Origin of the sequence: Anaerobacillus sp. MEB173, from assembly GCF_052119505.1 — a bacterium.
Classification (GTDB): domain Bacteria; phylum Bacillota; class Bacilli; order Bacillales; family JBJMAU01; genus JBJMAU01.
Genome location: NZ_JBJMAU010000021.1, coordinates 29,256 through 53,142 on the forward strand (window position 1 = coordinate 29,256; position 23,887 = coordinate 53,142).

Sequence of the window (23,887 nt, forward strand, 5' to 3'; positions counted from 1 at the left end):
ATTTTCCCAAATTTTTCACATAAGCTTTGAATTTTCGACACCTTTTTACCCATGATTGGATTATAATGAATGATAATGATTGTTAAATTATGGAGTGTTCTGTTTGTTATCGTAGCAAACAGCTGCTAACTTTAACAAAATTGTAATGGAATTTTAGTGTAATTATTTTATGTTAAACAAAATTATATTGTAGAATGAGATATAGGAAAATTCTGAACATTAGGAAAACACACGAAAGACAGGAGGCGATTACGATGGCAAATCAACACATACATATGAAAGGAATTGTTATTTCAACGGTAGCAGCCGGGGCATTTTTAGCGGTGCCGAATGTAACAGACGCAGCATTAGGCGACCAAACACTTCGATTAGGGATGGATCACCCCGAAGTAAAAGAGCTCCAGGAAGCATTAAGAAAGAAAGGGTACTTTACACACCACACCTCAACAGGTTATTTCGGTGAAATCACTCGTCAGGCACTAATGAAGTTTCAGCGGGATCACAAAATCCAGCAAACAGGTGTAGCGGGTCCACTTACATTAGCCGCCTTATTAGGTACAAGTGACAAGCAAGTATCTGTCAACGAAACCACACAAGCTGCTCCAAAGTCCGCACCGTCTCCTGCACCGTCCCAAGCTGCAGCACCCGTGCAGTTGACACAGTTGCTCCGAGTTGGTTCAAGTGGACAAGCAGTAACTGAACTGCAAAATCAGCTTCGAGCTGCAGGGGTGTTTAACCAAGAGGCAACTGGCTATTTTGGTGAAGTGACAAAAAAAGCTGTTGAGCAGTTCCAAAACAACAACAACTTAACGGTTGACGGTATTGTCGGTCCACAAACATGGAGCAGGCTAAGTGGTGTTAAAAGTGAAGAAAGAGCTGTACAGCAAGTCTCCAATTCTAATACTAGTCCTAATCCTACAGCAACTCCACCGGCAGCGGCACCACAGCCAACACAGCCGGAGCCATTGATTAAAATCGGAACCAGCGGACAAGCCGTAACCCAGCTGCAAAACAATTTAGCTTCAGCAGGTCACTTTAACCGTTCTGCTACAGGCTATTTTGGGACAGTTACCGAAGAGGCAATCCGCAGCTTTCAGAGGGAACAAGGCTTAACAGCAAATGGGTTGTACACTGTTGAGACTGCGGCCCAATTGACTCTTGTTTTAAATACAAAAAGCGGGAGCGCAAATGAAGAAGCTCCAGCCCAGAAAAAAGTGGATGCATTCAATATGATTGCAGATGCAGCAGAGTATGTCGGTGTGCCGTATATTTGGGGCGGAACGACGCCTGCCGGATTTGATTGCAGCGGATTTCTTATGTATGTTTTCAACAAACAAGACGTTAAGCTGCCAAGAACGGTTGCTGAAATGTGGAACAAAGGATCGGACGCTTCTGAGCTGCGCGTCGGGGACCTTGTCTTTTTTGAAACGTATACAACTGGCCCATCGCACGCCGGTATCTACATTGGCAACAACAACTTCATCCACAGTGGCAGCTCGACTGGTGTAACCGTCAGCAATTTACATACGAAATACTGGAGCGACCGCTACCTGGGTGCTAAGAGAATGTTTTGACGAAAAAGCACATCGTAATTTCTAATTGAGGAATTGTGATGTGTTTTTTTGCGGTCTTTTTTAGACGGTGAGTATGCCGCTTATGCCGTTGGCGGACACCAGGGACGTTATCATATCAAAAATCAATTAAGAATTGAGCTCCGCGGCCATGAGATACCTTATTCCCCGAAAAATAGCATAAACCGAACAAAAATTAAACGAATAACGTCTCTGATGTCCGCGCAGCATAAATAATTGCTGATTTTAACTAAATAAGCGTTGTGGTGTCCTCTCCGTAATCAACAATCCTCACAGGATCAAACTGCAATTCAATAAAGCAAACCGCAATCTTTTACCAGGAACGTTCAGCAGTTATGTTGAAAGGGTATGTCAAAGAACGCCATACAAACTGGTACAAAGAGATGAAGCGAGGAAAGTCGTTATAATTTTTAGATAAAAGTGGCAGGAAAATCTAAGCAGATTGACCCCGCCATGACTGCAAACTCCAAACTAAATTCACACTATTTTTTTCGCCAAAATTGGGCCTTTTTAGTGGTATTTCTACAAAATAAATTATGATAGACTCATAGTTAGAGTGTTTAATTTAGTTATGGAGGATAAAGATGAGGAAATTTGTTGTATTAGCTTTGGTGTTCGTCTTGGCTTTTACTACTTTTGCAGATTTCAAGGGTAGTAGATCCGTAGTGGAGGCGAGTACAAAATTTTCCGATGTTCGCAATGAGCACATTAATGAAGTGAGTCGGTTAGTCGATGACAAAATCATTGCAGGGTTCCCTGATGGAACATTTAAGCCGAATGCACCTGTAACGAGGGCAGAGGCAGTCACAATGATTGGCCGGGCAATTAACATGAATGGGACACAAAGAGCAACCAAATTCTCAGATGTTCCTGCTCGCCACTGGGCTTCAGGTTATATTGCTTCAGGTTCAGATCAGAAAATCGTTGGCGGCTATGAAGACGGAGCGTTCCGACCTTCAAAAACAGTAACAAGAGCGGAAATGGCGATGTTTTTAACACGGGCGTTCCCGTTAACAGAGGGAGGCGCAGCGAACTTTTCTGACGTGCCAAAAAGCCATATGGCCTACCCCTCAATTGACCGAATAGCGACCGCACGAATTTCAACTGGGTACCCAGATGGAACCTTCCGTCCGAACGGTGCAACAACAAGAGTAGAGTTCGCTTTATTTTTAGCAAGAACGCTATATCCAGAATACCGCCCGCCAGAAATTGAAATCAGTGGGGCAGATGTGAAAGATGCTATCGTTGTCAATGCAGCAACAGGGCTTAATGTTCGCCCAACCCCATCCACAGATCAGGATCCCATTGCTCGTCTGCAAAATGGAACAAGGCTGCAAGTGCTAAGTGTTCAAGGCAGCTGGGCTGAAATTGTGTTCCAATCGATCCATGGATACGTTCATACTAGCTACATATCGTATACGAGTGATAAGCCGCTTCATGGAAAAGTGATCGCAGTCGATCCAGGACATGGCGGTCGTGATCCAGGGGCATCAGCTTTTGGTGTCACTGAAAAAGAAATCGTTCTCGATGTCGGTTTACGACTACAGAAAAAGCTTGAGGCCGCAGGTGCAAAAGTGGTGATGACCCGCTCGACCGATGTTTTCCTGACACTTGATGAGCGAGTGCAAATCGCCAAAAATGCAAACGCTAATTCCTTTGTCAGTATCCATGTGAACGGTGCGAGTGCCGAGTCTGCAAACGGAACGGAAACGTATTGGGACAGAACGAACAGTAGTGCCGACAGTAAGAAATTAGCTGATTTGATTCAAAAGCAACTAACCGAAAAGCTAAAGCTGCGTGACCGCGGCGTGAAAGAAGCTGGCTTCTACGTCATCAAAAATACAACAATGCCAAGCGTTCTCGTCGAACTTGGTTTTGTCACAAACCAAACCGAGGCAGGGAAAATGAAAACAGCCCAGTTCCGCGAAGATTCCGCCGAAGCAATCTATCAAGGGTTACTGCAATTTTATAAGTAAGTAGAAAAAAAGCGCCGAGAGAGGCGCTTTTTTTGGAATATGCGTATCAGTATTTTAACCTGATGTCCGTTACTACTAAAGTTTAGGGCTTACAAAAGAAAGTCGTCTAAGAAACCAAATAAGTGTCCTAAACCTAAATCTTACAATGTATATTTTTCATCCCATTTATCTGCAAAAAGCAGGTTTTCTAATGGGTAGCGATTCCCCCAACCGATTTTTTCCAACAATGGTTTTTCGGGATAATGATAGGGGTATCCTATCGAAATCAAAGCAACGGGATCAATGTATGGCGGGATCCCCAGTATTTGGCGTATATCTCCCTTTTTGTAGAAACTTACCCATCCAGCAGATAACTTTTCTGCATATGCAGCCAACCAAAGGTTTTGAATTGCACACACAACGGAGTATACATCCGTTTCTGGTATCGAATTTCTACCAATAACGTGCGGCCCTTCACGGGTTGGATCGCACGTCACACATAAAGTGACAGGTGCTTCTAGTAGCCCTTCTACCTTAATGGTTTTGTATTTTTCCGCCCTTTCACCTTCAAAGTGCAAGCCGAGAGCTTGGATTTCTTTATCGACTGCTTTTTTCAGTTGTTGTTTCGTTTCATCTGATTTAATAATGATAAAATTCCACGGCTGCATGTATCCTACAGATGGAGCGTGGTGCGCTGCATTTAATATACGTAATAGTACTTCTTCGGGAACTGGATCCTTACGAAAATGCCGAATATCACGCCGGTTATAGATCGCCTTATACACGCCTTCTTTTTCTTCTTGATTTAACCACATACTTACCACTCCTTAAAAATAAATATAAAAAAACCCCAGTCTAAATAGACTGAGGTTGCTGCCAAAACCCAGTATAATTATCCCAAGCGCCGGGGATATTACATGTTCTTAAACTGGCAGGTCTCCTGACTCTGAATCATTGTCCAACTGTCTCCTTCCCGGATTACATCCAGTGGTATCAACAGCGACTCATCAACTACAGTGGCGGGCTCCGTATCGTTTTTCGATTTCCCTATTCTCCTCAACATGAGGCACCAGTAAGAAATATTAAATTTTAAGTAATTCAATTCATAAGCCGTTTAAATATTCTAAATAAAAAGTATGCTTTTATATTATCATTTTTTCTAGTGTCTGTCACCGCTCGTGGACGAAGATTCCGCCGAAGCGATCTATCAAGGATTACTGCAACTTTATAAGTAAAGTAGAAAAAGCGCCGAGGGTGCCGCTTTTTCTGTATATAGTAAACGATAAATTTTCAAATAAATTAAATCAATAGATAACAAAATGGAATATACGTTTGGTATAATGGAAGTGCAACTATATATAGCGGATGGCGGTTGACACTCCCTGCATGAGAGGGGGTGAAAATATGGTGACATACGAAGCAATGAATATGCTAATTCAATTTGGAACATTAATCGTTACAATGATTATTGCAGTTGTATCGATTATTACACTTGTCGCCAACAAAAAGAAGAAGTAACCGCCCCTTGCTCCGACCAAAGAGTTGGGTAGTTACTTCTTACTAAATAAACTATCTAATTTCGGTCAGCCGTTCTTCATGCGGCATGTAGTTGCATTGACTAGGCGTTCGCAGCGCCTAGTCTTTTTTAATATACAATTTATCTATTTATATTATACATTAGTTAAAGTCACAATTGCAATTTAAGTAAATATAGAACTATGTTGGTGCTACCGATCTTGTAGGTATCAAAGCCTATCAGACTCATCGTCCTCATCATTTAGCCAAACTCATAATTCTCTCCAACAACGAAAGCATCTTTTGGAAGTTGAAAATATTTTTCTTTGATTTTCTTAAGGAACTTTTGCTTCTCATTATCTCGTAGTTGATCAATTTCATGAATGATACGTTCACTTAATGACATTGTATACACCACATTTGTTATATTATAACAAGTGATTAATCTAAATGGTACATAACCATTTATTACTTAATTGATCAGTAACCAATCACAATAATAAGATAAAAATGAACTACAAACATTTCATGATGTCTCCACATATAGACATCATCACCATATCTGTCTACCGCAAGAGAACATGCCTCCCACCGACCATCCCACACCCCAACTTATAAGCCAATTTCACACGTTTATAAGCCAAATCTACTACTTTTTAAGCCAAATCTGAGTATTTATAAGCCAATTTCACTCATTTATAATCCAACTCCCAAATATTAGAAAAAATGCACCATCTCACCCCACAAAAAAAGAGCGTTTGCACCATCTCACTCTGGCGCAAACGCTCTCAAACAACAATCATCTTACATCGCACGGTACACAAACACTGTAAACTGTGCACGCGTTATTTTTTCTTTCGGCCTGAACGTATTATCTTCAAAGCCTCTCGTAATCCCACTCGCTGTAATGCGCTGTATTGCATCCGCTGCCCAATGGTCAGCACGAACATCTGAGTATGTTGTTTGCCCATTAGATTCGGCTATCGAAAATGCTCGTACCAATAACATCGAGATTTCCTCACGCGTTAGCACCTGATTTGGTCTGAACGTACCATCTTCATATCCTTTAACAATCCCAGCTTCCTGTACCGCATAGATCGGTGCTGCTGCCCAGTGATCAGATTTCACATCAGGAAACACGGACGTCGTATTCGATACATTTAATTCTAACGTCCTTGCAATCATTGATGCTGCCTGTGCCCGAGTTAAATGCTCATTTGGCATGAATTTCCCTTCGCCAAAGCCACTGACAATACCACGCTCACTCATGATTTTAATTTCATGACGAGCCCAATAACTTTCAGGAACATCAAGATACTCACCAACAGCCAATGCCGCTAGTACCTGCTGGTTAGCCGCTTCCTCATTAATTACACGCTTTGCTCCGATATAGCGCGATCCCCAATAATAAGGGTCATTAATCGATGCAATCGCCACACCACGTGATGATTTAGCTGAAATAAACTGATTATTACCTATGTACATACCGGAATGCGATGGACCAGGCTTGTACGTTTCAAAGAAAACAAGATCCCCAACCTGTAGGTCAGACTTTGTAACACTCGTCCCTACCTGAAACTGCTCACTTGCCGTACGAGGAAGAGTAATCCCATTCTCCCTGTAGATATACCTAAGAAATCCTGAGCAATCAAATCCACTCGTCGTCGTCCCACCCCATAAATACGGTACGCCTAACTGAGCCCTGGCACTCGCGACAAGATTCTCCCGCGTACTCGCCTCAGCCTTATGAGGAGGAAACCCCATCATAATGATAAGTAAAGCAATGATTGAAGTAAAAAACCTTCGTGCTGACAAACAACATCACCTCTATTATTTTGTAAAACTTACTAGCTAGCAATCTCATGTTCTCATCCAATTCTGACACTAGCAAACAACCAACTCGCTAACATGTCGAAAGATGACGAATTTATAATTTTAAGTCTACCATATGGCAAATGATTGTAACATTACAGTTTCGTAACAAAAAAACATCCTTCCGCCGCCATACATTTTCTGAGCCCTTTTTTCCGTTCCACGTCATTTACTGCAGCATCCTCCAAACCCCGCACCCCAACCAGCATCAACAAAGTAATAAGGGTGCATGCACCTAATTTCCACAATCAACCAAAAAATTTCTTAAATATAGCAAAACTAGAAGACTCTAGATATAGTATAATAAAAGATATTTTAGCTGAGTTTAAAAGGGGCCATCATTATGAAAAAAACAATCTATTTACTATTACTTCTTTCTCTGCTAGTTTTATTTCCTAGCTTTTCGACCGATAATAGAATTCAAGCAGAAACCGGTGAGTTCGAACGAGTCATCATTACTTTTCATGACAAAATTTATGACCACATATTAATAGAAGGTAATGGTGAGATCCACCACCGTTTTCCTAGTATTTCAGCCGTCGCTGCATCCATACCAAGCGACTATCTATCAACATTACAACATCATCCCCGTATCAAATCTGTTGAAGTCGATAAGCAAGTGTCTGTAACACAGACGATTGATTGGGGAGTACATAGAACAAATGCACCACAAGTATGGAAGAACAGTGTCACTGGAAAGGGTGTCAAAGTAGCGCTTATTGATACGGGAATTGCCAAAAATCATCCTGATCTCAAAATTGCTGATGCGGTTGCCTTTACAAATTACACAACAGACTATAATGATGACAATGGCCATGGGACACATGTGGCTGGAATTGTCGCTGCACAGAACAATGACATTGGGACAGCTGGGATGGCACCGGACATTGATCTTTATATCGCAAAAGCTCTTGATCAAGAGGGGAACGGCTATCACTCTGATTTAGTCAGAGCGATCGAGTGGGCGATTAACAAAGATGTGGACATTATTAACCTTAGTGCAGGCGGGATAGAAGGATCATTGCTTTTAAAAGCAGCCATCGATCAAGCCTATAATAAAGGTGTATTAATCGTTGCCGCAGCGGGGAACAGTGGACAGGCTGTTGAGTATCCTGCCGCCTATTCAAATGTTATTGCCGTGGCCGCCGTTGACCAACGTGACCGCCGTACTAATTTCTCAGCCATAGGAAAGGAAGTTGAAGTATCAGCTCCTGGAGTTGCCATCTATAGTACCTACTTACGCAATAGCTATAAGTCGATGAGTGGAACATCAATGGCGGCCCCGCATGTTACAGGAATGCTTGCTCTATTAAAACAAGCGAGACCAGGTATTGCCCATACGGATCTCCGTGAGCTTCTTCATAAGCACACCTTTGACTTAGGGGAAACTGGAAAAGATGAGTTATATGGGTACGGAAGGATTGAAGTACCGCAAGACTTAAAGGTAGAAAAAGCACCACCGTCTCCACCAACAAGTGTTCAAGCAACGATGATTGACAATAAGACGGACAGCAAATTACAAGTCCAACTGACATGGAAAGCATCAGAGAGTGTAACAGGAATCGAAAGCTATCAGCTGTACCGAAATGGAGAGTGGATCGCCAAGGTCGGAAACCAAACATTCACCTATATTGATATAGTAGACGAAGGAACATATTCCTATGAAATTATTGCGATCGACCGTGATAAGCAAGAATCAAACCGAAGTCAGCCAATCAAAATCGAAGTGAAAAGAGATACAAAGATTGATGTCATTGTCGATGATCCAATTCTTTTGCATTCCTTTAAAGACGTGACAAAAACAGATTGGTTTGCCCCGCATGTGGATTATTTAACGAAAACTAACATTATCGGCGGCTATGAGGATGGTACATTCCAGCCGAACAATGAAGTAACAAGAGCAGAAGCCATTACAATGATTGGACGTCACCTCGGTATTAACGGTGCAAGACGCGCAACAGACTACAGTGATGTCAGTAGTAGCCATTTTGCATCAGGCTTTATTCAGTCAGCACAAGAACAAAATCTGCTCGCTGGCTACAAAGACGGAACATTTCGTCCAAACCGATATGTAACTAGAGGGGAGCTTGCGGTCCTATTTGTCCGCGCCTTTTCACTTAACAAAGCAGCAACCATAACATTTAGCGACGTATCACCAACCTACTACGCCCACGGAGCAATCCAGCGACTCGTTGGTGAAAACATCACCGCAGGCTACCCAGACGGCACCTTCAAACCAAATCAGCCCGTCACAAGAGCCGAATTCAGCGTCCTCCTAACAAGAGCCATCAACGACCAATTTAAATTAAAATAATTTGAATTTAGAATTTAGAATTAAGAATTTAGAATTAAAAATTAAGTTCAAGAGATTAAAAAAGATCTGGAAGCGTTGCTCCAGATCTTTTTCTTTATTTCTTTAATTCTAAATTCTAAATTTAATTAAGCGCCCTATGTAAAAACACTGCAAACGATGCACGCGTCACATTTTCTTTCGGACGGAAAGTATTTTCAGCATTTCGAGGTGTAATCCCACGTGCTGTTACTTTTTGAATATCCTCATGAGCCCAGTAGTCTGTAGCAATATCATTATAAGCTTGTCCATCTTCAGGTAGTTGCAGACGGAATGCTCTCGCAAGTAGTACTGCGACCTGTTCACGGTTAAGAGTCTCTGACGGCTTAAACGTTCCATCTTCATAACCAGTTAAGATACCAGCCTTATATACGGCATAAACCGCTCCAGCTGCCCAGTTATCACTTTGGACATCTTTATAAATCGAAGTGTTTTCTGACGTATCTAAATCCAAGGCTTTTGCAATCATTGAAGCCACCTGTGCCCGTGTTAGTAAGCCATTTGGTTCAAATAAGCTCTGCTCATAGCCACTAATAATTCCAGCTGTACTTAATTCTTTTACCGCTTGATGTGCAAAGTGGTTCTCAGGAACATCATGATACTCTCCGACTGGTAATGTCGCTAACACTTCTGTTTTTGCAACTTCTTCTGCTTCCTCATCCTTCACAATACGTTTTGCACCTAAGTAACGCGGTGCCCAATAATATGGATCATTAATGGAAGATGTCGTTACACCTTTTGAAGAAGAAGCATGAATAAATTTGTTATCTCCAACATATATTCCCGAGTGGGATGGACCTGGTTTGTATGTTTCAAAGAATACAAGGTCTCCAACCTGCAAGTCAGCTTTTGCTACTTTCGTACCAGATTGATATTGTTCACTTGCAGTTCGAGGTAATGTAATTCCATTTTCACGAAATACATAACCGATCAGGCCTGAACAATCAAAACCGCTTGTCGTCGTACCGCCAAATTTGTAAGGAACACCAATTTGGGCTTTCGCACTTGCGGCCAACGACTCTCGAACACTAGCATCTGCTTGCAACGGGTTTAAAGTAAAAATCATAAGAAGTAGAGACAACAATGATGGAAGGAAAATTCTTCTGTACACACTATCACTCCTATTTTTTTATGTAAATTTTCGACATATTGCCTAAGTTCAACAAAACTCTTTCTATTATTTAACAGTTACCAAAAACTGTGAATGAAATTATCAGATAATGGCGAAATAACCAATTTTAAGTCTAACATATGAAAATCTATTAAAACATTACAATTCCGTAACAAAATGTTCAAAGCTGCCTCACAAGGTAATAATTGCTAAAAGTAAAAAATAGGAAATCCATTGACTAAAAGGGTCAATAATGGGAAAATAAACGTGTGCTCATGATGCATAGGCAGATGCATCACGAGTTCGCAAAGAGTGTTGGTTACATTATCAAACTATGACACTCTACATACATAATTAAAGGTCAATTTTGTGTCATCTATTAAAATATTAGAAAAACAACTTTGAAATTTTGAATAAGTATTGTAGAATAGTCATAACTGTAAAAGTTGCCAATTACATCTTTGCAAAATGACTGGTAAAATTTACCGATGAATGTTTTGTCGAATATACCATAATCTAGTTGACATTATATTTTCAGGAAACTATACTAGTCTTGCAGGTAAAATTGGACTTTGCTAATTTGAGGAGGCGAGGTTTATAGATTAGAGGATTATATAGATAGATAGTAATCTCATAGTCTTAGAACTTAGCAACAACCTTGAATTAGAAAATACATCGTACACATAGTACATATTAAAGGGAGGATTTTTTCTTATGGCTTACCAACCAAAGTCTTATCGTAAGTTTTTAGCAACATCAGTAGCGGCTGCAATGGTAGCAACAGGCGCTTCAGCAGTAGCTGCAGATTCTTCATTCCCAGACGTAACTTCTGGAATCTGGTATGCAGATGCAGTAGATTATTTAGTGGGTAAAGAAGCAATCAAAGGTTTCCCAGATGGAACTTTCAAACCAAGTGAAGGTGTAACTCGTGCACAAGCGGCTCAAATTCTTGTTGACGCTTTTGGACTAGAAGTTAGCGAGAACCCAACATTAGGATTCTCTGACACTAAGAACGATGCATGGTATTCTGCTGCTGTTGAAGCATTAGTAGAAGCTGGTATCGTAGAAGGTTTCCCTAACGGAACATTCCAACCAAATGCAACAATCACTCGTGCTCAATTAGCTAAAATGGTAGTTGAATTATATGAGCTTGAAGCTGATGCAGACGTAACAATCCCATTCACTGACACAGTTAAAGGTGCATGGTATGAAGCTGCTGTAAATACACTTTACTCTTTAGGAGTAGTTGAAGGTACAACTAAAACTACATTTGCTCCAAACGCAACTGTAACTCGTGCTCAAGCTGCTGTATTCGTACACAGAACTGAAGTTGAAGAAGTACGTGTAGAACTTCCTGCACCTCCAGCTCCAGCTGAACTTGCTGTTGCGAGTGTAAGTGCGATTAACTCTAAGCAAATTCAAATTAAATTTAATAAAGCTGTAGAAAAAACAACAGTTGTCGATACTTCAGATGACACTTTACAAGCTGGTAACATTACTTTAAGTAGAGTTCCTCTAGCTACTGCTGCTGGAGAGTTAGATAAAAATGTTGCTGATTTTGATGATTCTAAAGCTGAATTAAGTTCAGACGGAAAAACTCTTACATTAACTGCTCCTACTACACAATACTTTGATGGCACTTATGCAATCGCAGTTACTAAAGCTGTTACTGATGAGCTTGGAAACGAAATTAAAGAATTTACAAGTACTTTCACTTCTAAAGATACAACTCGTCCTACATTAGGTCAGTTAACTTATAAAAATGTTGCAGATGCAGTAGTTGCTTTTAGTGAGCCTGTTAAGCCAGCTAATTCTGCAGGTGTTACATTCGAATTTAAACGTGCTGATGGTAAAAGCTTCAATTCAAATACAACATTAGATGCTACAAAAGTATCAAGAAATGCTGACGACATTAGCAAATTTAATGTTGATTTAAGTGCTCTAGACCCAGCGGATAGAGATAAAGATATTGTTATGACTATTGTTGGTGTAAGTGACTATAACGGCAATTTAATTAGTCCAAACCCTACTACAGTAACTCTTAAATACAATACAACTGATAGTGCAGAGGCTAAAGTTGAAAGTATTACTAGAACAGGTACAAATAAAGTTGAAATTTTATTTGACCGTGACCTTTCAATTAAACCAACAGTTGATATTGGTTCGGTAACAGTTACAGCAGCAAATGTTGAAATTGATAAAGATAACAAGAAGAAAGTTGTAGTTACTTTAGACGCTAGTACTGGCGGGGACTTTGAAACAGCTGGATTACCAACTGGTTTAACTACTGTTGTTTTAGATGATTTTGCAGGTGCTAACCTTGTTACTCCAGAAAACGCTGTGTCAAGAGTTGTTAATTTAACAGTAAGTGATGTTAAACCTAAAGTAGAAACTGCAGTTGTCCAAAAAATTAATGGTGTAGAGCATTTAATTGTTACTTATGATAAAGAAGTACAACTTGCTAACTATGGTGCTTCTACTGACACTCCAAGATTTAATTCAAATAATATTACTTCTGCAAAGAAAACAAAAGACTATGTAACATCAGGTGTTACATTAGTTACTACTGGTGTTACTACTAATGTACAAAACGAAGTTTTTGTTTCTCTACATGGAGTTAGTTCTACTGCTACAAAGTCTAAGCAGATTAAAATTAATCTTAAGAACTTAGAGAAAGCAGATTATTCAATTACATTACCTGAAGGCATAGTAACTGACTTATTTAGTAATGTAAGTGCAGAGAAAAAAGATATCAACTTCAAACGTGATGTTGATAGTACAAGTAACAAACCGGAAGTTACTGCAGTAAACCAAGTAACTAATAACACAGTAGAAGTATTATTCGATAGAGAAGTAGATGGAAGCTCAGCTATTAATGCTAACTACAGCATTGAAGGTGCATCTATTAAGAAAGTCGAGTTAACATCAAATACTGCAACTGCAAGAGTGTTATTAACATTAAATGATGATTCAGTGACTACATCAGGTAATAAAACAATTACTGTTAGTGGAGTTAAATCTAAAGCAGGTGTATTAATGGATTCTAAAACTACATCTGTAAACTTAGTTGAAAATGTTCGTCCAACTGTTACACTTGCAGAATTAACTGATACTAATGAAATTACACTAACATTTAGTGAAGCAATTGATGCTACTACTATTGACGGTAATAATGGTGTAGATTTCAAAATTGAACATGGTACTACAGCTTATACAGGTACTGTAGAAGCAGCTGCACATGGTACTAATGATAAGAAAATTGTAATCACTGTTGGAACTGCATTTACTGTAGACCAATTAAATGCTGGATTAAAAGTTAAGACTGGAACTAACTTCGATATTAAAGACACAGCTGGTAATAAAGCAAACTTTAGTTCTATTGAAGTGAAGTAATTTAATAAGTGCTTATGGGGTTTAATCCCTCTACACTTTAAGCAATAAAGAAGAGAGTTATCGTTTAACGGCGGTAACTCTTTTCTATTTTCTTCCTACATCCTAATTGTTAACTCAAACTCCTTCCTCAAAAAAACTAGCTCCAATTCATTGAATGTAAAACTCCTAAGTTTCGAAACATAAGGAACATCGGTGCCAGGCACCATTCGTGGGCAGAAGTGAAGATGATGTTCTTTACGGATGAACACAATAGAAGAGTTATCGCTTAGGCGATAGCTCTCTTTTATTTCTTTTTAATTTTTCCAATTACCCACTCAATCCATTTTCTCCAAGTGACTTCCAATTCATTTCTAAGTAATTATTAATCCAACTTATATCTGAATTTCTCACCTTAAACACAAAGGCAATAGTTATTCTAAGTAGATGTAATATCAAATTACTTTTATTAAAAATCGCTTAATAATTACTCAAGTTTTTATTATTGATTAACTCCTCGATGAATATTGGGTGTGCTCACATGTGCCCTTCAAAAAGTCGATCCGAAGCAAAAAAAAGTGTATTGGCCGTTACAAGATTGATAGTTTACAAAGTAATAGGTTAATTTTAGCCAATCATGGCGATAGATATTCGAAAGTAGAATGAGCACAAAAAAGAAAGGCATGTCAAAGAAGCCTTCCCTCAGAAAAGTAAAAATATGTAAGTATAAAGGTGTAAGCATTTAAGCTACTTTTTTGTATGTATGGTAAAGCCCATTCAGTACAGGATTAGCTTTTAATTTTGTGTTCTTTACAGTTGTCGGTAGGTAAACTGGAGAAGGTACTGGTGTATTCCCTCGTAAACCTTGATGAGTTCGATTTGTATTGTAGTAATCGTAGATGTATTCGTAAAGAATCTTATGTAAGTGTAATTGGTTAAGCGGAATAATTTGATTTATCAATTCATGTTTAATTGTTCCAATCACTCTTTCTGCATACGCATTTTGCCACGGTGATTTATATGCTGTTTTTTTGGATGTAATTCCTGATGAGGTTAAAAATCCTTGAAATGCTTTGGAGCGAAAAATGGTGTCGTTATCATGGATGAGATACTTTGGAACATATCCATAAGGTGTAGCGTTTCTAAATTGTTGTATTGTCCATTCAGCAGTAGGGTTACTCGTCACTCCAAAGTGAATAATCTCACGAGTTTGATGATGAATAATCACCAAAACATACAAAACATCAAAGGTTAAAGTAGGTACGGTGAAAAAGTCAGTTGCCCAAGTATCACTTTGGTGAATTTTAAGGAATGTCTTCCAAGATTGAAGTTGTTTGTTAGTAGGTGGCTTTCTAGTACTAGGAACGTATTTAGCAATTGTATTTGGCGCAGGAGGTTTTTCTATTCCTAATAGACGTAGTTTCTCGTGAATTTTTTCTGGTGAAAGTATTGGGTTTTCTTTATGTACACGTTTGATTAGGAGGATAGTGTCTCGAGATATTTTAGGTCTTCCAGTTTTTCTTGATTTTAATTTCCAATGAAATTTGAAAGCTGTTCTATGCCATTTAACAACGGTTTCAGGTTTGACAAGAACTAAGGAAGACTTCCAATTGTCCAAATGCTTCGATAGGAAAACCCAAAGCTGCCTAAATGCAGGAGTTGGTGTCGGTTTGGGTAGTTTCTGTTTTTCATAGTGCTGGATGTAAAGTGCTAATTGACTCCTAAGTGCAATGTTTTCCATTTTGATGTTGTGAGAGGACTTAAGGTAAAGTATAAGAAAGTATAAGAGGTAGTGTAGCGACTCTTTAATGAACAAATATAACGAACGAAAAATAGACATAAAAACCTCCACTCTAAATGTTTTAATATTATTGAATACATAACTAATAAATGTAAGTTATTAGAATGTTAGATACAATTATAGCAAAGTCAGCGAATGGTTAAAGGGGTTAATTATGTTTAAATTTTTGAATTTGTTAAAGAAGAGTAAAGATCAAATACAAACAAAAAACAAAGAACCGAAAAAGGAGACAAAGGCTGCAAAGCCCAAAAGAAGTAATGAACAAATCTCGAAAAGAAAAGGTGAATTAGGAGAGTACAAAATTTGTATTCAACTGGATCAGTTGCCAAAGGATTGTCGGTTTCTAAGTGATCTACTTGTCCAAAATCCAAAAGCAAAATCAGGGTATTCCCAGATTGACCATGTAGTTATCACACCCTATGGGGTGATCGTCATTGAAACGAAAAACTATCAAGGTACTATCTATGGTAGCAAAGACAGAAAGACATGGCTTGTCAACGGAAAGTTTAAAATGATGAACCCATTTGTGCAGAATTATGGTCATATTCAAGCACTTAAATCTATCATAGACAAAAAGTATCATAAAAATTTTGTATCTATGGTGTCTTTTACAAAGCGATGTACGTTTAATGTTGATACGGAGTTCCGTAAAATTGCTTCAGATGAAATCATTGTTTATGACATTGAGTTGTCTGAATTTATACATAGAAAAGTATCTGTATTGAAGTTGGAACACAAAGAGCCATTACTTAATGAAAATGATATATCAAAGATTTACGCTGCATTCTCAAAAGCGAATATTGCCGATCCAAAAATTAGACAACACCATGAGCAATCCTTAAAAGCGCAGAAAACAGATAAGGAACCAGGAAAAGAGTCTCAATGTGAAACTTGTAAAAAGGTAGTCTCAGAGAAAGTGAAGACTTTTTGTCTAAAAAATAAAAAGTTTGAAGGTAAAGTCTATTGCTACGAACACCAAAAAATGATCAAGTAAATAAATGAAGTAAATTCAAAAATATATCGGGTAACGGTGACACCGCCCAAATGTGTGAAAAAACCTGTGAAGTTAGGAACAGTGCCTATCACCACACGAAGCTTGTCTAAAGAGTAAATAGTTAAATAAAATAAGAAAGGCTCTGTAGGGATAATCTCTGTAGGGCTTTCAAGCCTAATCACAAAGAGTCATAGTTTTAAAATGATAAGTCCCTACCAAGTATCTCGATCTTTGAATGCTCATATGCTTACACTCCATACTCATCCCTCTAGCCATGTACCAGTAACACAGCCAACTCCAAGCACTAACTCAATTAACTCTCTAACATATTCACTCTCAAACTTCTTCATCAAAATCCCATAAAAATAAGCGATTGGTTTTCGAACTGTTCGCTGCTTTATCCCACGGATCATTTGCTTGAACGATTGAATGGCAATATCGGTCATTGTTTGTTGGCCATTGTCGTAGTTGTTTTTGTAGGCAGCGATCTGGACCATTCGCCAATATTCCTCAATTTTGTCAAAACGATCACAGAAGGATTTCATTAGGTTTTTAAATACTAGTGGGACTCGGTCGCTTGTATAGGTGTGATCAAGAGTAGATTGTTGAACTAGCGATTCTATACGTTTATTTATCTTTTTATTAGTAGTAGTTTTTAAAGATAAAATAGTTTTTTGGTGGTTCAATTGTTCACTGTTTGGTGGTTCATGTTGAGTATTTATGTTGTCCATGATGATCAGTGTTGTTTGCGGTATGCTTGTCGTTCGGTAGTTCATTATGGTTTCGGAATGCTGGATAGCGTTGAAAAATATAGAGGTTACTTGATTGACCGCCGCTTTCACGCTTTAACTCAAGCACTTCAACCATTCCAAGCTGTTTTGCTTTGACACCCATTCGCTTGAAGGTAGAGCGGGAGATGCCGTTACTGTAATATTCCTCATTAATGACCTTGAGTACGGTGGCAATTTTGACATTGGCAACACCGATGATTTTGACAGAATAACGAAGTAACCGTTGAAGGCAAATGAGCTCTCCCTTTGAAAACTTATGACCATGTTGTGAGAGCCATTGTTCGACATGAGCATTGAATTCCTTCACAGTTGTAAACTGTGAGTAGGCAGAGAATTTTTCGATTGAACCGTTATTTAGCATTTTGAACTCCTCCTTTAATGTGTATATAGCAATAGGCTAGGAAAAAGTGCTAGTGTTTGAGAATAATTTAGTTGAGATATTCATTTATGGTGAAAGAGCGTACAGGTATGGTGGCAGGAGTAAATGGGAAACAGAGGTTTTTTTTCACAGAAAAGAAGGCTGGTAGAAAGATGATGGAGCAGTTCGATGGCCAAAGCGCAGCATGCAAAACGCTGTACGATGCATTTGCTTTTCAATAACATAAGGAGAGACATCAAGCTCTAGTTGCTGGTAATCCTGAAAGGTAATGATTGTTTGCGATGATGGATTGTTTGCATCAAAGGATTTAATGTGCCTGTAAAAAAGCCAGCTGCACTCAAATTGGGTTGCAGAATGAGTTGGAAAGCAATAGATCTCTTCAAGCGGATGAATGGGGATCGGTACTTTACTATGTATACCTGTCAGATGAGTGACATCCGTTCGTCTACCGTCATACGTAGAACCACCATCTAAGCAGGACTCCTTAATAAGTTGTAATGGTCGTTTATTTGTATAGAGTCTTCTGCTATAAATGTCAACTATAGAATGTACACTTTTGATCATTTTAGAATGTACATTTTTGCTCAGGAATATTTTTAAGTTTCCCCCAGCCTACAAACCTTGATGCTGGGGGAGGTTATAACTGATTAAAATGGAGCTAGTCCTAGCTTATCTTCTATATTTGCTTTCTCATTTTTTAACTTGGAGATTTCATTTTTTAGATCCTTTATTTCCTCTAATAATCTTGCGATTTTAGTTTGATCATCAATGCCATCTTCATATGCCGTGCCTTTCCATCTGCACCACTCATTAAATTCGTATAGATCTTCCTCACTTACTGGTAAATTAAAAGCCTGTGTGTTTGAAATAGCTTTTAACCATTCTTCTATTAGCTCATTATTACTTTTTATTCCATATGAACGAAAGAACTGTATTGTTTCTGCTAGTCTCGATGGATTCATATTATCTATCCCCCTGTTTGGTGTTTTCTTTTTTAAAATGATCCTTTAGACGGTATGAATCTCCAATAATATTTACTACTGTCGCGTGATGTAGAACACGGTCTAAGATGGCATTGGCGATTTTGGTATCCTGAAATATGTCTCCCCAATTTTTAAAACTAGCGTTTGTTGTTAGAATGGTACTTTTCTGCTCATATCTCAAATCAATTAACTGAAAAAATAACTTCGCATCTTCTGCGTCAATAGGGAGGTATCCGATCTCATCGATAATAAGCAACTTATATTTTGCATAATGTTTCAGCCTATTTTCTAGCCGATTTTCAAGTCTGGCTTTTTTTAAGTTCATAATCAACTCATTACACTTAATAAAGTACGTACTTGTCCTTTTTTTGGCAGCTGCTATCCCAATTGAAGTTGCCAAATGCGACTTTCCAACTCCGCTTGGTCCTAAGAAAACAATGTTCTCTTTTTGTTCAATAAACCTTAGAGTTGTAAAGTCTAATATCTGTTGTTTGTTAATCGTCGGCTGGAAATCAAAATCAAAGTCTTTTACTTCTTTTAGATGAGGGAAGGCTGCTACCTTCACCATTGATTTCACCATGTTTATTTCTTTCATATCTATTTCGTAATCTGTAAGCTTAATTAATGTATCTGTAAATGACAATTGATTATTTGTCATAAAATCAATCGTATCATCCAAATGTACTAGCATCTGTTTTAACTTTAAATACTCTAAATTCTCTACAAGCTTGTTATAACTGCTATTCATTTTTATACACCTCGTTAATTGCTTCTAAATTTTTTCTAGCCAGATCTTCTATGTTGGTGGAAGACGGCAGCCCTCTAGCCAAAGTCTCAATATAATGTTCAGGTTTGTAATTAATCTTCGATTGACTAATAGGGTGTTTGACAACTAACTCCGTGTTATAATAAATATAGATATGGTTATCGTATACTTGTAAACTAAGAGTTTTCCCGATGTATCCAGGTGGGACTGAATACTGGTTGGATTTGAAAGGAACCATATTTGATGGATTTACTTTCACTTGTATACGATCAATTTTATAGAAACCTCTTATTCGTTCATGTGGTAATGGAGATAAGAGGTTTCTTTCTTTTTGTAGTGCTAGTATTGGTATTTTCCCTGTCCCCTGATGATAACTACTATTGATACGATTACACAGCTTCTGTACAAACTGATGAAGTTCCTTATAATCAAACTTTCCTTGATAAGCATGAATCTCATCGAGTAGTTTCATCGGAGCTTCTACCTTCGCTTTTGTCCTTGGTCTACCAGCAATACAAGGCTTCACTTCAAACCCCATATCTTTACTAAATTGATAAAAACGCTCATTCACTGTTCCTTTTTGATATTCTGTTCGTGGCTCGTCCATAACAGTTTTCATGTTGTCTGTTAGTACCATTTTAGGTACTCCTCCAAATGCTTCAAAACTTTCCGTAAGGAATGAAAATAATAAACTTTGAGATTTAGAGATAGCTAGGTGAAAGGTTCGAAACCTTGAATGAGCGAGTAGGAGTACACAAACATTTACATATAGGATCTCACCATCCTTGGTAATGTACCGAATATTTTCCTTCCAATCCAATTGTGCTTGCTCAGCTGGTGGTGTTTCAAAACGGATCACCTCACTATTTGAACTCTTACGTTTTCCTGAATCAAAATAACTTTGAAATTCCTCTTTAGTAGATATGTACCTTCGGAAACTAGATTGGGCACAATCAAGCCCATGATTATCCTTTAAATATTGCCACAATACTCGTTTGTAATAAAAAACCTGCTTTGACTCTTCTGATAAAAGAAGTTTAATGACTTCGTAAAAGTCATCAAGTTTTGATGACCGTTCCCTAGTACTTTTCTGTTCATAACCCTTTAAGTATTTGTCAATTGTTCTCCGATCAACGCCCATATCACGAGCCAATTTACTCTTATTGATTTTCATCTTTAAACTCTCCATCAACATTTTTAATTTAGGTAGATCTAAAAGACTAGTAATTTCGATATCTGTATTTATATTTATCTGCATATGCATAATATCCACCTCAAGAATATTATGCAGCCATATTATCGAATCTGTACATACTTAAACGATCACTTATTTACATTCTTAATTTAGCATTTGTATTCTGCCAGGTTCTAAGACAATTGTACAATAATCGATATGGGCAACAGGGAGTAGAGCCATAGTTTGCTTAGAAATCTCATAATCCTGTACTAATGTGGTCATATTGGAGAACTCCTTTATTTGGTTGGATATGTTGGAGGGAAGTGGTTGTTGTGGCTGAGGAGAAATATATTTGCCTTAATCTTGGTGATTAATATGGTTATAAGGATCAGTTTCCTGTTCTACATACTCAATAAGGTCCGAAAGCTTCACCTCAACTCCAATGGCTAAATGAAATAGTGTTATGGCGGTTGGTGCTTGCTTGCCGTTTTCAAGCGACTTATATATCTCATCGAAAGGTTAGCACGAAATGCTAATTCCTCCTGCCGAATGTCGATGGCCTCTCTTCGTTGTTTGATATACTTGCCGAGGCTTTTTTTAATTGCTTGCTTGTCAACCAAGAGGACCACCTTCCTTTTTGCACCTATTATCTATGTGCAATAGGAATCAGACCATGAACTATAGTTCATATTGGGAAGGTTTTTAGAAAAAATGTTCGAGGTATTGTGATGATAGTTAGAGGACATAGGAGTAGGTCTATAGCAATCGTGCGCCAGGTCACATTTTCAAGAAATGGACATAAAAAAGACATAAACACACACAGATATACCCTTAGATACAAAATATAATCGCGTAAAAAGTTGGATGTTGTCAAAAAATGTAGAAACTTTCCAGAAATAACAGTGGTTCGACAAATGGTAATAATGGTATAATTTTCTATATATTAGTCATAATGACTTACGTAAATTACAAGACTATTAACCTGTTAATTTGGAAGTGCACTATCAATTTTTATGAAATAGGTATCAATAGACCTAAAAAATAATGATTTTTAACTAAGGTTCATTACTGGAAAAGGAGGTTTTTTACAAATATATAGTGCACTATTCATATATTACTACCTACTTAAAAGGAGGAATTTTGTAAGATGTCATATAACCCAAGGTCATTTCGTAAATTTCTTGCCACTTCCGTAAGTGCCGCTGTAGTTGCAACGATCGCAGCTCCTATTGCCCCTGTTAATGTATCATCAGCTGATGCTGCTAGTGCAAGTTTTTCCGATGTTCAAAGTAATGCTTTTTATTATGAAGCTGTTCAGTATCTGGTTGGACAAGGTGTTCTTAAAGGCTATTCAGATGGAACATATAAACCACAAGCAAATGTTAAGCGTTCAGAGGCTGCACAAATGCTAGCAGAAGTACTCGAACTTGATACTTCGAATACGTCAAAATCAAATTTTACCGATGTGAAAGCTGGTGAATGGTATACAGGTGCAATCAATGCCTTAGTAGATGCTAAGATTATCAATGGATACAAAGACGGAACCTTTAAACCAAACGAAACAATTACCCGTGCAGAACTCGCTCAAATGCTTGTAACTGCATATAACCTAGATTTGAGTGGTTCAAATAATAGATTCTCAGATGTGAAAGCTGGCGCATGGTATAGTGCTGCGGTTGCTACTCTCGTAGATTATGAGATTACTACTGGGAAGACTTCAACGACTTTTGCACCAGGGGAAAATGTGACTCGTGGACAAGCAGCTACATTTGTTTATCGTTCTGAGTTACTTGGTGGTTCACAACTTCCTGCACCAACTGAAAAGCTAAAAGTGTTGGAAGCTGTAACGAATACGACTGTTACTATTAATGGAGTAACGTATAACATTGCCGATAATTTAAAAGGCTTACTTAATGAAAACAATAAAGAAGCACTTAAAGGTGCAAAAATTTTATTTGGAACTTCAGACAATACAATTAATAAAATTACATACTTGGTGCTGACTAACAGTGGAAAAGATTCTACAGATGCCAACTATAGCGGCAACGTTGTACTAGATTGCGGAAATACGAAAATTGATGGCCATGTGAAAGTGAGTGCTGACTACGTAACTCTTAAAAACGTTACGATTACTGGCGACTTTGAAGTTGGCGGTCAAGCTGAAAATGTTTTCTATGCGGATAACGTAACCGTTCAAGGAAAAACATTTATCACAGAAGCTAAGGTTAAAGCAGCAGCTGTATCCATCCTTAATACGAAAAAGAATACAGTGATCTTCAATAATTCATCGCTGAATTCCGTTGATGTAAACAAAACGGGTGTAAATGTAGAAGCAAGAGGGAACACATCTGTAAAAGATGTGAGTGTTTCTCGAAATGCGAATATTACCGCAGCAGAAGGAGTTACACTTCCAAAGGTAACAATCCGTGACGGTGTTAAGGAAGTAGAACTTAGCGGAAAGGTAACCGATCTAGCTGTTCAATCAAAGGGCGATATCACACTATCAGGTAAAGTAGATATTGAACGAGTAAACGTTGAATCCAATGCATCAATGAAGCTAAATACGGACGGTAAAGTTGGCGAGATCACTGCTAAAAATCCAGATGCAAAGTTGAACGTTGGTGATAAAGCATCCCTTGAGAAGGTAGTTCTTGCAGATGGGAAGAAGGAGTCAGACTTTATTTCGAACTATGATAGTGTGAAGGATCGTGTTGGTAATGTTACACCACCAGCTGGAGGTGGAGGTGGAAGTAGTACGCCAACTGTTGATCAAGTCACCAGTCTTACTGGAAGTGCAGGGAATGGAGAAGTTGCGCTAACATGGACTGCTGTTTCAGGTGCTGTTGGGTATGAGGTTTATTATTATCAAGGAACGAGCGCTCCTAGCAACGCATCTGGTTGGATTAGTGGAATGAGTACTTCAGATCCAATAACAGGTACTAGCTATACTGTGACAGGACTAACTAATGATTTACCATATTTATTTAAGGTGTTGGCATACAAAGGAAGTCAAAGTAGCCCTATTCGTGGAGAAGCAGGGATATCAACGTCAGTTACTCCTAGTGCCCAAAGTGCGGTAACTGTTACAACCAAAGAAGAGCTAATTGCAAAATTGGCAGATTCTAACGTGCCTATAATCAAACTAGGAGCAGATATCGAAGTAGATGGCTACTTGAATGTAACTAGAGATGTAACAATTCATGGTAACAATCATAAGATTACGAGAAGTGTG

Annotated in this window: 19 protein-coding genes and 1 riboswitch; of the genes, 7 read left to right on the top strand and 12 right to left on the bottom strand. The window is 38.4% G+C overall.

What is annotated here, in order from left to right; translation table 11 throughout:
• Window positions 1-254: 254 nt before the first annotated feature.
• Both ACJ2A9_RS21060 and ACJ2A9_RS21065 read left to right on the top strand, forming a co-directional pair.
• Window positions 255-1,574 carry a C40 family peptidase gene (locus ACJ2A9_RS21060; protein ID WP_441423669.1) on the top strand — a complete coding sequence of 440 codons (1,320 nt, stop codon included), beginning with the start codon at window positions 255-257 and terminating at the stop codon, window positions 1,572-1,574.
• A 602-nt stretch (window positions 1,575-2,176) separates the two neighbouring features.
• Entirely contained in the window at window positions 2,177-3,568 is a 1,392-nt protein-coding gene (locus ACJ2A9_RS21065; RefSeq protein WP_441423670.1) for an N-acetylmuramoyl-L-alanine amidase, read from the top strand.
• Window positions 3,569-3,708: 140 nt separating this feature from the next.
• Here ACJ2A9_RS21065 and bluB read toward each other — a convergent pair whose 3' ends face one another.
• Window positions 3,709-4,362 carry a 5,6-dimethylbenzimidazole synthase gene (gene bluB, locus ACJ2A9_RS21070; RefSeq protein ID WP_441423671.1) on the bottom strand — a complete coding sequence of 218 codons (654 nt, stop codon included), beginning with the start codon at window positions 4,360-4,362 and terminating at the stop codon, window positions 3,709-3,711.
• 98 nt (window positions 4,363-4,460) lie between these two features.
• A riboswitch (cobalamin riboswitch) is annotated at window positions 4,461-4,636 on the bottom strand.
• A gap of 315 nt (window positions 4,637-4,951) precedes the next feature.
• Between bluB and ACJ2A9_RS21075 the strand changes: the two genes are divergently transcribed.
• On the top strand, window positions 4,952-5,065 hold the full coding sequence (locus ACJ2A9_RS21075) for a putative holin-like toxin (RefSeq protein WP_441423672.1): 114 nt from the start codon (window positions 4,952-4,954) through the stop codon (window positions 5,063-5,065).
• Window positions 5,066-5,324: 259 nt separating this feature from the next.
• Here the strand turns inward: ACJ2A9_RS21075 and ACJ2A9_RS21080 are convergent, their stop codons facing one another.
• Together ACJ2A9_RS21080 and ACJ2A9_RS21085 are read right to left on the bottom strand one after the other, a co-directional pair.
• A complete protein-coding gene (locus tag ACJ2A9_RS21080) occupies window positions 5,325-5,468 on the bottom strand; it encodes a hypothetical protein (protein ID WP_441423673.1) in 144 nt (47 codons plus the stop codon).
• Window positions 5,469-5,866: 398 nt separating this feature from the next.
• Window positions 5,867-6,877 carry a C40 family peptidase gene (locus tag ACJ2A9_RS21085; RefSeq protein WP_441423674.1) on the bottom strand — a complete coding sequence of 337 codons (1,011 nt, stop codon included), beginning with the start codon at window positions 6,875-6,877 and terminating at the stop codon, window positions 5,867-5,869.
• A gap of 400 nt (window positions 6,878-7,277) precedes the next feature.
• Here ACJ2A9_RS21085 and ACJ2A9_RS21090 point away from each other — a divergent pair, with 400 nt between their 5' ends.
• Window positions 7,278-9,248 carry a S8 family serine peptidase gene (locus ACJ2A9_RS21090; protein WP_441423675.1) on the top strand — a complete coding sequence of 657 codons (1,971 nt, stop codon included), beginning with the start codon at window positions 7,278-7,280 and terminating at the stop codon, window positions 9,246-9,248.
• A 121-nt stretch (window positions 9,249-9,369) separates the two neighbouring features.
• On the opposite strand, the gene ACJ2A9_RS21095 is transcribed toward ACJ2A9_RS21090, so the two are convergent.
• A complete protein-coding gene (locus ACJ2A9_RS21095) occupies window positions 9,370-10,395 on the bottom strand; it encodes a C40 family peptidase (RefSeq protein WP_441423676.1) in 1,026 nt (341 codons plus the stop codon).
• 714 nt (window positions 10,396-11,109) lie between these two features.
• Here ACJ2A9_RS21095 and ACJ2A9_RS21100 point away from each other — a divergent pair.
• Window positions 11,110-13,788 (top strand): S-layer homology domain-containing protein, encoded by a 2,679-nt coding sequence (locus ACJ2A9_RS21100; protein ID WP_441423677.1) that lies wholly within the window; start codon window positions 11,110-11,112, stop codon window positions 13,786-13,788.
• Between the two features lie 718 nt (window positions 13,789-14,506).
• On the opposite strand, the gene ACJ2A9_RS21105 is transcribed toward ACJ2A9_RS21100, so the two are convergent.
• Window positions 14,507-15,604 (bottom strand): transposase, encoded by a 1,098-nt coding sequence (locus ACJ2A9_RS21105; RefSeq protein WP_441423678.1) that lies wholly within the window; start codon window positions 15,602-15,604, stop codon window positions 14,507-14,509.
• 115 nt (window positions 15,605-15,719) lie between these two features.
• On the opposite strand from ACJ2A9_RS21105, the gene ACJ2A9_RS21110 reads away from it, so the two are divergent.
• The gene (locus ACJ2A9_RS21110) at window positions 15,720-16,559 is read left to right on the top strand and encodes a nuclease-related domain-containing protein (RefSeq protein ID WP_441423679.1); all 840 of its coding nucleotides are present in this window, start codon (window positions 15,720-15,722) and stop codon (window positions 16,557-16,559) included.
• Between the two features lie 260 nt (window positions 16,560-16,819).
• On the opposite strand, the gene ACJ2A9_RS21115 is transcribed toward ACJ2A9_RS21110, so the two are convergent.
• From ACJ2A9_RS21115 to ACJ2A9_RS21145, 7 genes are all read right to left on the bottom strand, one after another.
• Window positions 16,820-17,056 (bottom strand): hypothetical protein, encoded by a 237-nt coding sequence (locus ACJ2A9_RS21115; protein ID WP_441423680.1) that lies wholly within the window; start codon window positions 17,054-17,056, stop codon window positions 16,820-16,822.
• Window positions 17,057-17,264: 208 nt separating this feature from the next.
• Window positions 17,265-17,711 carry a hypothetical protein gene (locus tag ACJ2A9_RS21120; protein WP_441423681.1) on the bottom strand — a complete coding sequence of 149 codons (447 nt, stop codon included), beginning with the start codon at window positions 17,709-17,711 and terminating at the stop codon, window positions 17,265-17,267.
• Window positions 17,712-17,855: 144 nt separating this feature from the next.
• Window positions 17,856-18,293, bottom strand: a complete 438-nt coding sequence (locus ACJ2A9_RS21125) for a competence protein ComK (RefSeq protein ID WP_441423682.1) — start codon at window positions 18,291-18,293, stop codon at window positions 17,856-17,858.
• A gap of 83 nt (window positions 18,294-18,376) precedes the next feature.
• Complete coding sequence (locus ACJ2A9_RS21130; RefSeq protein WP_441423683.1) at window positions 18,377-18,691, bottom strand: hypothetical protein; 315 nt, start codon at window positions 18,689-18,691, stop codon at window positions 18,377-18,379.
• Between the two features lies 1 nt (window position 18,692).
• Window positions 18,693-19,460: an IS21-like element helper ATPase IstB gene (gene istB, locus ACJ2A9_RS21135; RefSeq protein WP_441423684.1), complete on the bottom strand. Its 768-nt coding sequence runs from the start codon at window positions 19,458-19,460 to the stop codon at window positions 18,693-18,695.
• Window positions 19,453-20,742: an IS21 family transposase gene (gene istA / locus ACJ2A9_RS21140; protein ID WP_441423685.1), complete on the bottom strand. Its 1,290-nt coding sequence runs from the start codon at window positions 20,740-20,742 to the stop codon at window positions 19,453-19,455. The genes istB and istA overlap by 8 nt, the downstream gene beginning before the upstream one ends.
• A 374-nt stretch (window positions 20,743-21,116) precedes the next feature.
• Window positions 21,117-21,275, bottom strand: coding sequence for a helix-turn-helix domain-containing protein (locus ACJ2A9_RS21145; RefSeq protein ID WP_441423686.1), 159 nt, complete (start codon window positions 21,273-21,275; stop codon window positions 21,117-21,119).
• 527 nt (window positions 21,276-21,802) lie between these two features.
• Between ACJ2A9_RS21145 and ACJ2A9_RS21150 the strand changes: the two genes are divergently transcribed.
• Window positions 21,803-23,887, top strand: a 2,085-nt coding sequence (locus ACJ2A9_RS21150; RefSeq protein ID WP_441423687.1) for an S-layer homology domain-containing protein, incomplete at its 3' end; no start/stop codon positions are given.